This is a genomic window from Micromonospora sp. WMMD1120 (genome assembly GCF_029626235.1).
In the GTDB taxonomy this organism is placed as follows: Bacteria; Actinomycetota; Actinomycetes; order Mycobacteriales; family Micromonosporaceae; genus Micromonospora.
The window spans coordinates 19,367-33,791 of sequence record NZ_JARUBO010000005.1 but is presented as its reverse complement, the minus strand read 5'-3'; the positions used below and the strand labels follow the sequence as shown (position 1 = coordinate 33,791).

The following is a 14,425-nucleotide window of genomic DNA, read 5'->3' as shown; positions in this document are numbered from 1 at the left end:
TGTTCCGCCATCACCAGCTTCGACACCGATGAGGATGCCATGACTATCGATCTGACCGCCCTGGGCTGGGACGCCGAGCGGGCGGCGTACGCCGAACGACGCGGCGAGCAGCACCCGGGTCGGGTGGCCCGGGTGGACCGGGGGGTCTGCACGGTGCTCACCGCCGCGGGTCCGGTCCGCGCCAGCCTCGGCGGGGCGGTGTTCGCCGCCGCCGCCGCCGCAGACCCGTCCGCGCTGCCCTGCGCCGGGGACTGGGTGCTGCTCACCCACTGGCCGGACCGCCGCGTGACGGTGGAGGTGGTGCTGCCCCGGCGGGCCGCGCTGATCCGGCGTACCGCCGGCAAGGACGCCAGCGGGCAGGTGCTGGCCGCCAACCTCGACGCCGCCGCCGTGGTGGAACCGGTGCACCCCGAGCCGGACGTCGGCCGGATCGAGCGGCTGCTCGCGGTGGCCCACGACTCGGGCGCCCGGCCGCTCGTCGTCCTGACGAAGGCGGACCTGGCGGCCGACCCGGCGGCGCTGGCCCGCCAGTTGGCAGCGGTCGCTCCCGGGGTGCCGGTGCTGCCGGTCAGCGCCGAGCGCGGCGTCGGGCTCGACCCGCTGCGCGCCGAGGTGGCGCCCGGCCGCACGCTCGGTCTGCTCGGGCCCTCCGGGGCCGGCAAGTCGAGCCTGGTCAACGCCCTCGTCGGGGCGGTGCTGATGCCGACCCAGGCGATCCGGCGGGTCGACGGCAAGGGTCGGCACACCACCACCTGGCGGGCGCTCGTACCGATCCCCGGCGGCGGCGCGGTGATCGACACTCCCGGTGTACGGGCGGTCGGACTCCTCGACGGCGTGGCCGGGCTGGACCGGGCGTTCGCCGACATCGCGGGGCTGGCCGAGGGGTGCCGGTACGCCGACTGCGGCCACGACGGCGAGCCGGCCTGCGCGGTGCGGGAGGCGCTGCACAGCGGTGAGCTCTCCACCCGCCGCTGGGAGAGCTGGCGGCGACTGCAGGGGGAGGTCGCCCACGAGAGCCGCCGACGGGAGGCCCGGACGGCGGCGGAGCGGCGCGGCGGCTGGCGCTCGGCCCGGCGGCGGGCGACCCGGCCGCCGACCCCCGGGGGCTTCTGACGCTGGTGACGGGCGGCGCGGCCGACCGGGTTGAGCTGGGGGAATGTGCGGGCGAGGGAAAGTGTCGTACCTCGGGGCTAGAGTTGCCGAGGCGTGCTTTCCGCGCCCGTACGACCGCTCATTACCACCCAGAGCGGGACACAACCTTTGCTTCGTCTTCTTTCGGGAGTACCCGCATCGTGGCCGACCGACTGCTAATCCGTGGCGCGCGCGAGCACAACCTGCGTGACGTCAGTCTCGACCTGCCCCGGGACGCACTCATCGTCTTCACCGGGCTGTCCGGGTCGGGCAAGTCGAGCCTGGCCTTCGACACGATCTTCGCCGAGGGGCAGCGGCGCTACGTCGAGTCGCTCTCGTCGTACGCCCGGCAGTTCCTCGGTCAGATGGACAAGCCCGACGTCGACTTCATTGAGGGCCTCAGCCCGGCCGTCTCGATCGACCAGAAGTCCACCTCGCGTAACCCGCGCTCGACAGTCGGCACCATCACGGAGGTCTACGACTACCTGCGCCTGCTCTTCGCCCGCATCGGCGAGCCGCACTGCCCGGTCTGCGGTGAGCGGATCTCCCGGCAGAGCCCGCAGCAGATCGTCGACCGCGTCCTCGCGATGGCCGAGGGCACCAAGTTCATGGTGCTCGCCCCGGTCATCCGTGGCCGCAAGGGCGAATATGTCGACCTCTTCGCCGAGTTGCAGGCCAAGGGCTACGCCCGCGCCCGGGTCGACGGCGTGGTGCACCCGCTGACCGAGCCGCCGAAGCTCAAGAAGCAGGAGAAGCACACCATCGAGGTGGTGATCGACCGGCTGACCGTCAAGCCGAGCGCCAAGCAGCGACTGACCGACTCGGTCGAGGCCGCCCTGGGCCTGTCCAACGGCCTGGTGCTGCTCGACTTCGTCGACCTGCCGGAGGACGACCCGGACCGGGAGCGCCGCTACTCCGAGCACCTGGCCTGCCCCAACGACCACCCGCTCGCCATCGAGGACTTGGAGCCCCGGGTGTTCTCCTTCAACGCGCCGTACGGCGCGTGCCCGGAGTGCACCGGCCTGGGCACCAAGAAGGAGGTCGACCCGGAGCTGCTGGTCCCCGACCCGGAGCGCAGCCTGCGCGAGGGCGCCATCCAGCCCTGGTCCACCGGGCACAACCTGGAATACTTCCTGCGCCTGCTGGAGGCGCTCGGCGAGTCCCAGCACTTCGACGTCGACACCCCGTGGCGGGCGCTGCCGGCGCGGGCGCAGAAGACGATCCTGCACGGCTCCGACGATCAGGTGCACGTGCGATACCGCAACAAGTACGGTCGCGAGCGCTCCTACTACACCGGTTTCGAGGGCGTGGTGCAGTGGATCGAGCGCCGGCACGCCGACACCGAGTCCGAGTGGTCCCGCGACAAGTACGAGGGCTACATGCGCGACGTGCCGTGCGCGGCGTGCGGCGGCGCCCGGCTCAAGCCCGAGGTGCTCGCGGTCACCCTCGCGGGCAAGAGCATCGCCGAGGTCTGCAACCTGTCCGTGGGGGAGTGCGCCGACCTGCTGGCCGGCATCGAGCTGACCGACCGGCAGAAGCTGATCGCCGAGCGGGTGCTCAAGGAGATCAACGCCCGGCTGCGGTTCCTGCTCGACGTCGGTCTGGACTACCTCTCCCTGGACCGCCCGGCCGGCACGCTCTCCGGCGGCGAGGCGCAGCGCATCCGGCTGGCCACCCAGATCGGCTCCGGCCTGGTGGGCGTGCTCTACGTGCTCGACGAGCCGTCGATCGGGCTGCACCAGCGCGACAACCACCGGCTGATCGAGACTTTGATCCGGCTGCGCGGGCTGGGCAACACGCTGATCGTGGTGGAGCACGACGAGGACACCATCCGGGTCGCCGACTGGATCGTCGACATCGGGCCCGGCGCGGGTGAGCACGGCGGCAGGATCGTGCACAGCGGCTCGGTCCCGGCGCTGCTGAAGAACAAGGAGTCGATCACCGGGGCGTACCTGTCCGGGCGCCGGTCGATCCCGACGCCGACGTCGCGCCGCCCGCAGACCGCGGGCCGGGATTTGGTGGTGCACGGCGCGCGGGAGCACAACCTGCGCAACCTGACCGTCTCGTTCCCGCTGGGTCAGTTGATCGCGGTCACCGGGGTCAGCGGCTCGGGCAAGTCGACGCTCGTCAACGACATCCTCTACGCGGTGCTGGCCAACCAGATCAACGGCGCCCGGCTGGTGCCCGGCCGGCACACGCGGGTCTCCGGCCTGGAGCACGTGGACAAGGTCGTCGGCGTGGACCAGTCGCCGATCGGCCGGACGCCGCGCTCCAACCCGGCCACCTACACCGGGGTCTGGGACCACGTCCGCAAGCTCTTCGCCGAGACCACCGAGGCGAAGGTCCGTGGCTACGGTCCGGGCCGGTTCTCGTTCAACGTCAAGGGCGGGCGCTGCGAGGCCTGCTCCGGCGACGGCACGATCAAGATCGAGATGAACTTCCTGCCCGACGTGTACGTCCCGTGCGAGGTCTGCAAGGGCGCCCGGTACAACAGGGAGACCCTGGAGGTGCACTACAAGGGCAAGACCGTCTCGGACGTGCTGGAGATGCCGATCGAGGAGGCGGCGGAGTTCTTCTCCGCCATCCCGGCCATCCACCGGCACCTCAAGACGCTCGTCGACGTGGGCCTGGGCTACGTACGCCTCGGCCAGCCGGCGCCGACCCTCTCCGGTGGCGAGGCGCAACGCGTCAAGCTCGCCTCCGAGCTGCAGAAGCGCTCCACCGGGCGGACGGTGTACGTGCTCGACGAGCCGACCACCGGTCTGCACTTCGAGGACATCCGCAAGCTGCTGATGGTGCTGGAAGGGCTGGTCGACAAGGGCAACACGGTGATCACCATCGAGCACAACCTCGACGTGATCAAGACGGCGGACTGGCTGATCGACATGGGCCCGGAGGGCGGTCACCGGGGCGGCACAGTGCTCGCCACCGGCACCCCCGAGGAGGTCGCCGAGGTGGCGGAGAGCCACACCGGTCAGTTCCTGCGCCAGGTGCTCAAGCTCGACGGCGAGGCCAAGGGCGCGGCTGCCGCCACCAGCCGTGCCGCCAAGGCCAACGGCGCTACCAAGGCACGGGCCGGCCGTAAGGTGGCGGCCGGCGCGCGCTGACCTCTCTCTGCGTGTTCGTGGGCGGGGCGGGTCGGATGACGACCCCGCCCCGCGCCTTTTGCCGGGTCGACCGGGTGCCGCCCTGAACCATCCGGCACAGTTGCGCGTGTGGAGAGGTGTGGCCGGCGTCCGACCGGCGCAGCGGGCTAGAGAGAGGCGAGGCATGAGTGACGATCAGGCGCTGACCGGTCCGGGCACGCAGACCCGTCGTACCCTGCTCACCGGCGTCGGGGCGGTCGGCGCGGCTGTCGTCCTGGCGGCCTGCGGCAGTGACGACGGCGGCGGCAGCGACGCCCCCACCAGCGGCGGCCCGGCCGTGCCCAGCACCGGCGACGCCGGCGGCGGCGACCGGCAGAACGCCCAGTCGCTGGCCACCACCGCCGACATCCCGGTCGGCGGCGGCAAGATCCTGGCCGCCGAGGGCGTGGTGATCACCCAGCCCACCGCCGGCCAGTTCAAGGGCTTCAGCCCGATCTGTACGCACCAGAACTGCCCGGTGTCGAACATCGACGGCGGCACCATCAACTGCACCTGCCACGGCAGCAAGTTCTCGATCGAGGACGGCTCGGTGAAGGCCGGCCCGGCGACGAAGCCGCTGCCGCCCAGGGACATCAAGGTCACCGGCGACCAGATCTCGCTGGCCTGACCCGCGCGGCGAGGCCGGTCCTGCCGGGTGGCCGGTCGGTGAGGCGTCTGCCCGGCCGGTTGATCGACTCGCGTTTCAGGAAGTCGGGGTGTTCGTGACACGGCGACACCCCGACTTCCCGGAAACCGAGTCGATCTAGAGGTTGCGTAGGGCTGTCGGTGCCGCGGACTAGGCTTGCTGGCGTGGCTGACCCCTCTACCTACCGCCCCGCACCTGGCACCATCCCGGAGGCGCCCGGGGTCTACCGCTTCCGCGACGGCACCGGCCGGGTGATCTACGTCGGCAAGGCGAAGAACCTCCGCAGTCGGCTCAACTCCTACTTCGGCGACGTGTGGAACCTGCACGAGCGCACCCGGCAGATGGTCACCACCGCCGAGTCGGTGGACTGGATCACCGTCGGCACCGAGGTCGAGGCGCTCCAGCAGGAGTTCACCTGGATCAAGCAGTACGACCCCCGGTTCAACGTCCGTTACCGCGACGACAAGTCGTATCCGTACCTCGCCGTCACCCTCAACGAGGAATACCCCCGGTTGCAGGTGATGCGCGGCGCCAAGCGCAAGGGTGTGCGCTACTTCGGTCCGTACTCGCACGCCTGGGCGATCCGGGAAACCCTCGACCTGCTGCTGCGGGTGTTTCCCGCCCGGACGTGCTCCGCCGGGGTGTTCAAGCGGGCCGGGCAGGTGGGCCGCCCGTGCCTGCTGGGCTACATCGGCAAGTGTTCGGCGCCGTGCGTCGGCACCGTCTCGGCAGACGAGCACCGGGCCATCGTGGACGGGTTCTGCGACTTCATGGCCGGCAGGACCGACACCATGGTCCGCAAGATCGAACGTGAGATGACCGAGGCCAGCGAGCAGTTGGAGTTCGAGCGGGCCGCCCGGCTGCGCGACGACGTGGCCGCGCTGCGCCGGGCCATGGAGAAGCAGACGGTGGTGCTCGGCGACGGCACGGACGCCGACGTGGTCGCGTTCGCCGACGACCCCCTCGAAGCGGCGGTGCAGGTCTTCCACGTCCGCGACGGCCGGGTCCGTGGCCAGCGCGGCTGGGTGGTGGAGAAGACCGAGGACCTGACCACCGGAGACCTGGTCCACCACTTCTGCACCCAGGTGTACGGCGGTGAGCACGGCGAGGGCGACGTGCCCCGTGAGCTGTTGGTGCCCGAGCTGCCCGCGGACGCGGACGCGTTGGCCGAATGGCTCTCCGACCACCGGGGCAGCCGGGTGTCGTTGCGGGTGCCGCAGCGCGGCGACAAGCGGGCGCTGCTGGAGACGGTGGAGCGCAACGCCAAGGACGCGCTGGCCCGGCACAAGCTGAAGCGCTCCGGTGACCTGACCACCCGGGGCAAGGCGCTCGACGAGATCAGCGAGGCGCTGGGCATGCGCACCTCACCGCTGCGCATCGAGTGTTTCGACATCTCGCAGATCCAGGGCACCGACGTGGTCGCCAGCATGGTGGTCTTCGAGGACGGGCTGCCCCGCAAGAGCGAATACCGGCGGTTCATCGTCCGGGGCGCCACCGACGACCTGTCCGCGATGTCCGAGGTGCTGCGTCGGCGTTTCGCCAGATACCTGGACTCCCGGGCCGAGACAGGTGAGGTGGGGGTGGAGTCGGCCGACGACCCGACCGCCCCGGAGGAAGCGGCCGAGCCGCAGGTCGGTGTCCTGATCGACCCGACCACCGGTCGGCCGCGAAAGTTCGCGTACCCACCGCAGTTGGTGGTCGTCGACGGCGGCGCCCCACAGGTAGCGGCCGCCGCCCAGGCCCTGGCCGACCTGGGCATCGAGGACGTGGCGCTGTGCGGGTTGGCCAAGCGGTTGGAGGAGGTGTGGCTGCCGGACGACGAGTTCCCGGTCATCCTGCCGCGCACCTCGGAAGGCCTCTACCTGCTACAACGGGTGCGTGACGAGGCGCACCGGTTCGCCATCACCTTCCACCGGCAACGCCGGTCCAAGCGCATGACCGAATCGGCGTTGGACACCGTGCCCGGCCTCGGCGAGGTACGACGCAAGGCGCTGTTGCGTCACTTCGGGTCACTCAAGCGGCTCTCCGCGGCGAGCGTCGACGAGATCACCGAGGTGCCCGGGGTGGGTCGCCGTACGGCCGAGGCGATCCAGGCCGCCCTCGACCAGGGCGCCGCCAACGAGGGCGCGGAGTCGACCTCGGGGTCCTGATCCCGCGCGCCCTGTCGGCGCTGTGGCCCGGCGGCGTGATCGTCTCGGGTTGAGGGAGGCCGCGTCTTCCTGTGGACCCGGGAGGCCCGGCTCGCGGGAGCGCGCGTGGATGACGGAACAGGGTTGCCGCGCCCGGACAGGAAGCGCTCGGACGGCCGGCGTGATCGACTCGTCTTTTGGGAAGTCGGGCCGTCGCGCACGCTTGGTGGGCCCGACTTTCAGGAACCCGAGTGGGTCATCCAGCAGGCGCGGCCATGGCCGGACGGGAAGGCCCGGCTGGGTGTTAGGGAACCGGACACGAAGCGCGCGGACACGAAGCGCGCGGATACGAACCGCCCCGGACACGAACCACCCGGACGTGCGCGCGTCGGCGCGCCGGGCCTGGTCGACCTGGAACAGTCAGACGACGTGATCGACTCGGATTCTTTGAAACCGGGCCATCCGCCCAAGCCGGAGGGCCCAACTTCCAGGAACCCCGAGTGGATCACGTGAGTGGGCCGGTATGTGAGACTGCCCGACTGGGCGGTTCGTCCGGGTAGCCGGGGCGCGGGTTGCCTGGCTGGGTCATTTGACCGGTTTTGCAGAGGGCTCGTCCTGTGGACGGGGTCACCCGGGCGGTGGAATCCCCGCCGGGGCGGGGTCGTTATACCTGGCACGCCGCCGCGACTGGTAGGTCGATGGCGCGGGGCAGCCGCCGGGAACACCGGCCAGGCCGCCTCGGTTACATCCCCCGAACAGCGGCCACCGGCCACCCGCGCCCGTCGCACCATCCCGGGCCTGGGAATGAGCCCCGGTCGGGTGTCGTTGCACAGGGTCCCGATGCCGGCCCCACCGCAGGGCCGCCGGGCGCCAGCACCGATCTTCCCCCGCACGCCCCCCCGATCACAGCGTGCGGGTTCTTTCCCCCGAATGAAGCAGAGGAGCACGCCATCATGCGTACCGATCTGATTCGTAGGACCGCTCTGACCGCTGCCGGTCTCGCGTTCACCGGTGGGGCCATCGTCGGCCCCGTCACGACCGCGTTCGCCGCGCAGAGCACCGCCAGGCCCACCACCCAGACGGTCGCCGACCGTCAGGGGCATGGTGAGCGTCAGCTCGGCGTGCGCTACGAGGCGCAGCCGAACTTCTACTACTGCGGCCCGGCCGCTGCCCGTAACGCGCTGAGTGTGCAGGGCAAGGACATCAGCGTGGACGCGATGGCCAAGGAGATGGGCACGACCGAGGCCGGCACGAACTCGATCAACGACATCACGCCGGTGTTGAACAAGGAGACCGGTAAGGCCGACGCGTACCACTCGGTCGAGATCAGCAAGCCCGACGCCGACGCGGCGCAGACCGACACGCTGCGCGCCGACATCGTCAAGACCGTCGACGACGGTCGGGCTGTGGTGGCCAACATCGCCGGCACCACCACCGACACCGACGGCAACACGCACTCGTTCGAGGGCGGGCACTACATCAGCGTCACCGGCTACCGCGACAACGGCAACGTCGTCACGATCGCCGACTCCGCCGACCCGGACACCGCCTCCTACCAGATCACCGTCGAGCACCTCGCCGACTGGATCGCCACCCGCGGCTACGCCACCAGCTAAGCACCACCACGAAGGAAGGGCCGGACCCCACCCGGGGCCCGGCCCTTCGGCACGTGGTCACTCGGAGAGGACGGCCAGGATCTGGTCGCCGTACTTGGCGAGCTTGTTCTCGCCCACACCGCTGACGCGGGACAGCTCGGCGAGCGTGCTCGGCGCGTCGCTGGCGATCTGGCGCAGCGTGGCGTCGTGGAAGATCACGTACGCGGGGACGCCCTGCTCCTTGGCGGTGGCCGCCCGCCAGCCGCGCAGCCGCTCGAAGACGGACGCGGCGGCCGGGGTCAGCTCGGCCACGACGGTGGACGCGCCGCGCGGCTTGGACGAGCGGCTCGATGCCGGCTTCTCCGGCTCGCGGCGCATGGTGACGGTGCGGCGGCGACCGAGGACGTCGGCGCTCGCGTCGGTGAGCGCCAGCGTGCCGTAGTCGCCCTCGACAGCGAGCAGCCCTTCGGCGAGGAGCTGCCGGACCACGCCGCGCCACTCCGCCTCGCTCAGCTCGGCGCCGATGCCGAAGACGGTGAGCGAGTCGTGGCCGTACTGGCTGATCTTGTCGGTCTGCTTGCCGAGCAGGATGTCGATGCAGTGCCCGGCACCGAACCGCTGGTTGCGTTCGCGGTCCAGGCGGAAGACGGTGGACAGCAACTTCTGCGCGGCGACGGTGCCGTCCCAGGACTCCGGCGGGGTGAGGCAGGTGTCGCAGTTGCCGCAGGCGGTCGCCGTGGTCTCGCCGAAGTATTCGAGCATCTGGACCCGGCGGCAGCGCACCGTCTCGCAGAGGGCGAGCATCGCGTCCAGGTGCGCGGCGAGGTTGCGGCGGTGGGCCAGGTCGCCGTCGGAGGTGTCGATCATCTTGCGCTGCTGGACCACGTCCTGCAGGCCGTACGCCAGCCAGGCGGTGGACGGCAGGCCGTCCCGCCCGGCGCGGCCGGTCTCCTGGTAGTAGCCCTCGACCGACTTGGGCAGGTCGAGGTGGGCCACGAACCGCACGTCGGGCTTGTCGATGCCCATGCCGAAGGCGATGGTGGCCACCATGACCAGGCCGTCCTCGCGCAGGAAGCGCTGCTGGTTGGCGGCGCGGGTGCCCGCGTCCAGCCCGGCGTGGTAGGGCAGCGCGGGGATGCCGTTGGCGGTGAGGAACTCCGCCGTCTTGTCCACCGAGGCGCGGGACAGGCAGTAGACGATGCCGGCGTCGCCCGGGTGCTCGTCGCGCAGCAGGGACAGCAGTTGCTTGCGCGGTTCCCGCTTGGGCACGATCCGGTACTGGATGTTGGGCCGGTCGAAGCTGGCCACGAAGTGCCGGGCGTCGTCGAGCTTGAGCCGGCTGGCGATCTCGGTGCGGGTGGCGCTGGTGGCGGTGGCGGTCAGCGCGATGCGGGGCACGTCGGGCCACCGTTCGTGCAGCATCGACAGCGCCAGGTAGTCGGGGCGGAAGTCGTGCCCCCACTGGGACACGCAGTGCGCCTCGTCGATCGCGAACAGGGCGATGCGCCCCCTGTCCAGCAGGGCGAGGGTGGACCGGACGCCGAGCCCTTCCGGAGCCAGGTAGAGCAGGTCCAGTTCACCGGCGACGAAGGCGGCCTCCACCCGGCGCCGGGCGTCCAGGCTCTGGGTGGAGTTGAGGAAACCGGCGCGGACGCCGACCGCCGTCAGGGCGTCGACCTGGTCCTGCATGAGCGCGATCAGCGGGGACACGACGACGGCGACCCCGTCGCGGACCAGCGCGGGGATCTGATAGCACAGCGACTTGCCACCACCGGTGGGCATCAGCACCAACGCGTCACCGCCGGCGACCACGTGGTCGATCACGTCCTGCTGGAACCCTCGGAACGCGTCGTAGCCGAACACCCGGCGCAGCGCATCGAGGGCGCCGGAGGCGGCACGCAGGTCGGTGGGAGAGGCCATCCGGGGAGTCTACGAGCCCACCCCGACAGCGCCCGCCCGGCGCACCCGTGCGGTCGGGTACGCCGGGCGGGGCGGTCAGCCGGGCTGGCTGGACCGGTTGGCCAGCCCGCGCGGCGGGGCCTTCATCCCGACCACGATGTCGACGATCTCGATGTAGCGGGCCTTGTTGCCCATCCGGAACGCGGTTGCCGCCGCGTTGATCTCCTCCAGGGTGTCGCCCTCGACGATGGTGACCTGGTCGTAGGTGCCGTTCACCCCGGTCGTCACGACGTGGGTGAGCTGCTTGGCGAACCGGCCCAGGTCGCGGGCGTGCTCGGCGGAGATCTCGTGGATGCCCTCGCGGCCGAGGGCGAAGTACTCGGGGCTGATTCGCATGAACAGGAAGCCGACGTACTTGTTCTTGTCCGCCAGGTCGTGCATCGCACCCTCCAAAAGTCGACCGTGACCTGCGGTGATCACACGAAGCGTATAGACGATTACTGATCGTCATCAAGTGCGCCGACTGTCGGGAGCGTGACGGTTGCCCCCGTCCGGCCACGGGTGCCCGGCCACGGCCTGGTGGCGGGATAGAGTCGCTGATTGACCAATCGCGGCCGATGGCGGCCGCGGCGCCACGGCTTGGGGGTACGGGTGAGCGAGGCGCGCACGTCCGGTGACCGGATGGACGACCGGGCTGTCGGCGACGGGCAGGTGGCGACCGAGTCGGAGACCACTCTCGTGGTGGTCACCGGCGTCTCCGGGGGTGGCCGTAGCACCGTCGCCCGGGCGTTGGAGAACGTCGGTTACTACGTGGTCGACAACCTGCCGCAGGCACTGATGCTGGACATGGCCGAGCTGGCGTTCAAGGCCGGCGGAGCGGCCCGGCGTACGGCGATGGTGCTGGATGTCCGGTCGCGGGCCTTCTTCACCGATCTGGCCGGAGCCATCCGAGAACTGCGGGACCGCGGGTTCTCACCCCGGGTGGTGTTCGTCGACGCCGATGACGAGGTGCTGATCCGGCGGTTCGAGAGCGTCCGCCGTTCGCACCCGCTCCAGGGCGACGGGCGGCTGGCCGACGGCATCGCCGTGGAGCGTGGCCTGCTGGAGGAGGCGCGCGACCAGGCCGACGTGATCATCGACACCAGCCACCTGAACGTCAACCAGCTCCGGCGGCGCATCGAGGAGCTGTTCGGCGGCGAGGACGCCCGGCGGCTGCGGGTGACTGTGCTGTCCTTCGGCTTCAAGTACGGCCTGCCGCCGGACGCCGACTTCGTGCTGGACGCCCGTTTCCTGCCGAACCCGTACTGGGTGCCGGAGCTGCGCGAGCACACCGGACGGGAGGAGGCGGTCAGCGCGTACGTGCTGGGTCAGGAGGGCGCGGACGCCTTCGTCGCCTCGTACGCCGACCTGGTCAACGCCACCACCACCGGATTCGAGCGGGAGGGCAAGCGCTACCTCACCGTCGCGGTCGGCTGCACCGGTGGCAAGCATCGCAGCGTGGCCATCGCCGAGGAGCTGGCCAGCCGGCTGCGCCACTCCGGCCTGGCGGCCAACGCCCAGCACCGCGACCTGGGGCGGGAATGACGTCCCGGCGGGTCGTGGCGTTCGGCGGCGGGCACGGGCTGTCCGCCTCCCTGCGCGCGCTGCGCCATTGCGCCCCCGAACTCGACCTCGACATCACCGCCGTGGTGACGGTGGGCGACGACGGGGGGTCCAGCGGTCGGCTCCGCGCCGAGCGGGGTGGACTGCCCCCGGGTGACCTGCGGCAGGCGCTGGTGGCCTTGGCGGGGGACCATCCGGCCACCCGGCGCAGCGCCGGGCTGTTCCAGCACCGCTTCGCCGCCGTGCCGGCGGGCGTACCCGCAACGGGGGCGGTCGACGCGGCCCCGGCTGCCGGCGACGACCCGGACCGGTCCGGCGGCGGCCCGCGCGGGACCGACGGGGCTGGCCCGCGTGGCACCGACGGCGCGTCGGCCGGCGGCGACGGGCTGACCGGGCACGCGGTGGGCAACCTGGTGCTCTGCGGCCTGATGGAGCTGCTCGGCGACCCGGTGGCCGCGCTGGAGCACGCCGGCGCGATGCTCGGCGCGGTGGGCCGGGTGTTGCCGATGTCCCGCCAGCCGGTCGGCATCGAGGCCCGGGTCCGCGGCGCCGACCCGGCCGCCCCGGACGAGGTGCGCACCGTGCGCGGTCAACACCAGGTGGCGGTCACCACGGGTCGGGTCGAGTCGCTGCGACTCACCCCGAGCGCCCCGCCGGCCTGCGCCGAGGCCATCGAGGCCATCCGCGCGGCGGACTGGTTGATCTTCGGACCGGGGAGTTGGTACACGAGCGTGCTGCCACACCTGCTGGTGCCGCAGCTCGCCGACGCGATCGTGTCCACCTCGGCCCGGAGGCTGGTCACGCTCAACCTCGCCGCGGAGAAGGAGACCCTCGGGCTCTCCGTCGCCGACCACCTAGCGGCCCTGCACTGGTATTTGCCCGAACTCAAGGTGGATCTCGTGCTCGCCGACGCCAAGGCGGTGGGTGACCCCGAACCGGTCGAACGTGCGGCAGAATCGCTGGGCGCCCGCCTGGTCCTCGCCCCCGTCGCGGTCATCGACGGCACTCCCCGCCATGATCCCGCTGCCCTGGGCGCCGCGCTGGTGCCTGTCCTGGGCTCCGATCGTTAGACACGTACGTAATCTCCGGCGACACGCCGGAACAGGTCCGTGAGGGGACGCACAATGGCGATGACGGCCGCGGTCAAGGACGAGCTGAGTCGGGTCGACGTGCCCAAGCCCTGCTGTCGGCGCGCGGAGATGGCCGCGCTGCTGCGCTTCGCGGGCGGGCTGCACATCGTCTCCGGTCGGGTGGTGGTGGAGGCCGAGCTGGACACCGGGGCGGTGGCCCGACGGCTGCGGCGGGAGATCGCCGAGGTCTACGGCTACCCGAGCGAGATCCACGTTCTGGCCTCCGGCGGGCTGCGCAAGGGCAGCCACTTCATCGTGCGCGTGGTCAAGGACGGCGAGGCCCTCGCCCGGCAGACCGGCCTGCTCGACGTGCGGGGCCGCCCGGTGCGCGGGCTGCCCCCGCACGTGGTGGCGGCGAACGTCTGCTGCGCGGTCTCCGCGTGGCGGGGCGCGTTCATGGCACACGGCTCGCTCACCGAACCCGGCCGCTCCAGCGCGCTGGAGATCACCTGCCCGGGGCCCGAGTCCGCGCTGGCGCTGGTCGGCGCGGCCCGCCGCATCGGCATCACCGCCAAGAACCGCGAGGTACGCGGGGTGGACCGGGTGGTCGTCAAGGACGGTGACGCCATCGCCGCACTGCTCACCCGCATCGGCGCGCACTCCAGCGTGCTGGCCTGGGAGGAACGCCGGGTCCGCCGCGAGGTGCGCGCCACCGCCAACCGGCTCGCCAACTTCGACGACGCCAACCTGCGCCGCTCGGCGCGCGCCGCGGTCGCCGCCGCCGCCCGGGTCACCCGCGCCCTGGAGATCCTCGCCGACGAGGCGCCCAACCACCTGACCGACGCCGGGCGGCTGCGCCTGGAGCACCGCCAGGCGTCGCTGGAGGAGTTGGGCGCGCTGGCCGACCCCCCGCTGACCAAGGACGCCATCGCCGGCCGGATCCGCCGGCTCCTGGCGCTCGCCGACAAGCGCGCCCGGGACCTCGGCATCCCGGATACCGAAGCGGCAGTCACGCCCGACATGCTCGTGGTCTGATAGGACGGTGGGGCCGTACGGTGCGCCCGGGAGCACGCCCCGGCGCAGCGTGGTCTCGCACGCTCGGATAGGGTCGCTGAGTACGGCAAGGGGGCCGACACCGGCACTTCTCGTCGTGCCCACCGCCTCGGGCGGTCAGGTCCTCAGACCGCGCGGCGGGGTGGCCGAGATGAACCGTCGACGGCCGGCTCCA

The 14,425-nt window shown here is 71.6% G+C and carries 10 protein-coding genes; 8 read left to right on the top strand and 2 right to left on the bottom strand.

The genetic code is table 11. The annotated features are described in order from the left end of the window. Nucleotides 1-39: 39 nt before the first annotated feature. The 5 genes from rsgA to O7634_RS00195 all read left to right on the top strand — a co-directional run bounded on the left by rsgA (nt 40) and on the right by O7634_RS00195 (nt 8,647). On the top strand, nt 40-1,113 hold the full coding sequence (gene rsgA / locus O7634_RS00215; protein WP_278148152.1) for a ribosome small subunit-dependent GTPase A: 1,074 nt from the start codon (nt 40-42) through the stop codon (nt 1,111-1,113). Nucleotides 1,114-1,292: 179 nt separating this feature from the next. Then, nucleotides 1,293-4,238 carry an excinuclease ABC subunit UvrA gene (uvrA, locus tag O7634_RS00210; protein ID WP_278148151.1) on the top strand — a complete coding sequence of 982 codons (2,946 nt, stop codon included), beginning with the start codon at nt 1,293-1,295 and terminating at the stop codon, nt 4,236-4,238. A 163-nt stretch (nt 4,239-4,401) separates the two neighbouring features. Continuing rightward, nucleotides 4,402-4,884: a Rieske (2Fe-2S) protein gene (locus O7634_RS00205; RefSeq protein WP_278148150.1), complete on the top strand. Its 483-nt coding sequence runs from the start codon at nt 4,402-4,404 to the stop codon at nt 4,882-4,884. Nucleotides 4,885-5,066: 182 nt separating this feature from the next. Then, nucleotides 5,067-7,052 carry an excinuclease ABC subunit UvrC gene (uvrC, locus tag O7634_RS00200; protein WP_278148149.1) on the top strand — a complete coding sequence of 662 codons (1,986 nt, stop codon included), beginning with the start codon at nt 5,067-5,069 and terminating at the stop codon, nt 7,050-7,052. 932 nt (nt 7,053-7,984) lie between these two features. Further along, a complete protein-coding gene (locus O7634_RS00195) occupies nt 7,985-8,647 on the top strand; it encodes a C39 family peptidase (RefSeq protein ID WP_278148148.1) in 663 nt (220 codons plus the stop codon). Nucleotides 8,648-8,704: 57 nt separating this feature from the next. Here O7634_RS00195 and recQ read toward each other — a convergent pair whose 3' ends face one another. Further along, a complete protein-coding gene (gene recQ, locus O7634_RS00190; RefSeq protein ID WP_278148147.1) occupies nt 8,705-10,546 on the bottom strand; it encodes a DNA helicase RecQ in 1,842 nt (613 codons plus the stop codon). 75 nt (nt 10,547-10,621) lie between these two features. Then, nucleotides 10,622-10,966 (bottom strand): hypothetical protein, encoded by a 345-nt coding sequence (locus tag O7634_RS00185; RefSeq protein ID WP_278148146.1) that lies wholly within the window; start codon nt 10,964-10,966, stop codon nt 10,622-10,624. Between the two features lie 240 nt (nt 10,967-11,206). Here O7634_RS00185 and rapZ point away from each other — a divergent pair, with 240 nt between their 5' ends. Genes rapZ through whiA form a run of 3 tightly spaced genes read left to right on the top strand, consistent with a single transcriptional unit; the run spans nt 11,207 to nt 14,232 of the window. Continuing rightward, nucleotides 11,207-12,109, top strand: coding sequence for an RNase adapter RapZ (gene rapZ, locus O7634_RS00180; RefSeq protein WP_278153812.1), 903 nt, complete (start codon nt 11,207-11,209; stop codon nt 12,107-12,109). Continuing rightward, the gene (locus O7634_RS00175; protein WP_278148145.1) at nt 12,106-13,197 is read left to right on the top strand and encodes a 2-phospho-L-lactate transferase CofD family protein; all 1,092 of its coding nucleotides are present in this window, start codon (nt 12,106-12,108) and stop codon (nt 13,195-13,197) included. Before rapZ ends, O7634_RS00175 begins: the two co-directional genes overlap by 4 nt. A gap of 54 nt (nt 13,198-13,251) precedes the next feature. Then, the gene (whiA, locus tag O7634_RS00170; protein WP_030337350.1) at nt 13,252-14,232 is read left to right on the top strand and encodes a DNA-binding protein WhiA; all 981 of its coding nucleotides are present in this window, start codon (nt 13,252-13,254) and stop codon (nt 14,230-14,232) included. Nucleotides 14,233-14,425: the final 193 nt, after the last annotated feature.

Coding starts and splice junctions, on each gene's coding strand:
- O7634_RS00175 (WP_278148145.1), top strand. CDS start 12,106: ATGACGTCCCGGCGGGTCGTGGCGTTCGGCGGCGGGCACGGGCTGTCC.
- recQ (WP_278148147.1), bottom strand. CDS start 10,546: ATGGCCTCTCCCACCGACCTGCGTGCCGCCTCCGGCGCCCTCGATGCG.
- rapZ (WP_278153812.1), top strand. CDS start 11,207: ATGGACGACCGGGCTGTCGGCGACGGGCAGGTGGCGACCGAGTCGGAG.
- O7634_RS00205 (WP_278148150.1), top strand. CDS start 4,402: ATGAGTGACGATCAGGCGCTGACCGGTCCGGGCACGCAGACCCGTCGT.
- O7634_RS00195 (WP_278148148.1), top strand. CDS start 7,985: ATGCGTACCGATCTGATTCGTAGGACCGCTCTGACCGCTGCCGGTCTC.
- whiA (WP_030337350.1), top strand. CDS start 13,252: ATGGCGATGACGGCCGCGGTCAAGGACGAGCTGAGTCGGGTCGACGTG.
- rsgA (WP_278148152.1), top strand. CDS start 40: ATGACTATCGATCTGACCGCCCTGGGCTGGGACGCCGAGCGGGCGGCG.
- O7634_RS00185 (WP_278148146.1), bottom strand. CDS start 10,966: ATGCACGACCTGGCGGACAAGAACAAGTACGTCGGCTTCCTGTTCATG.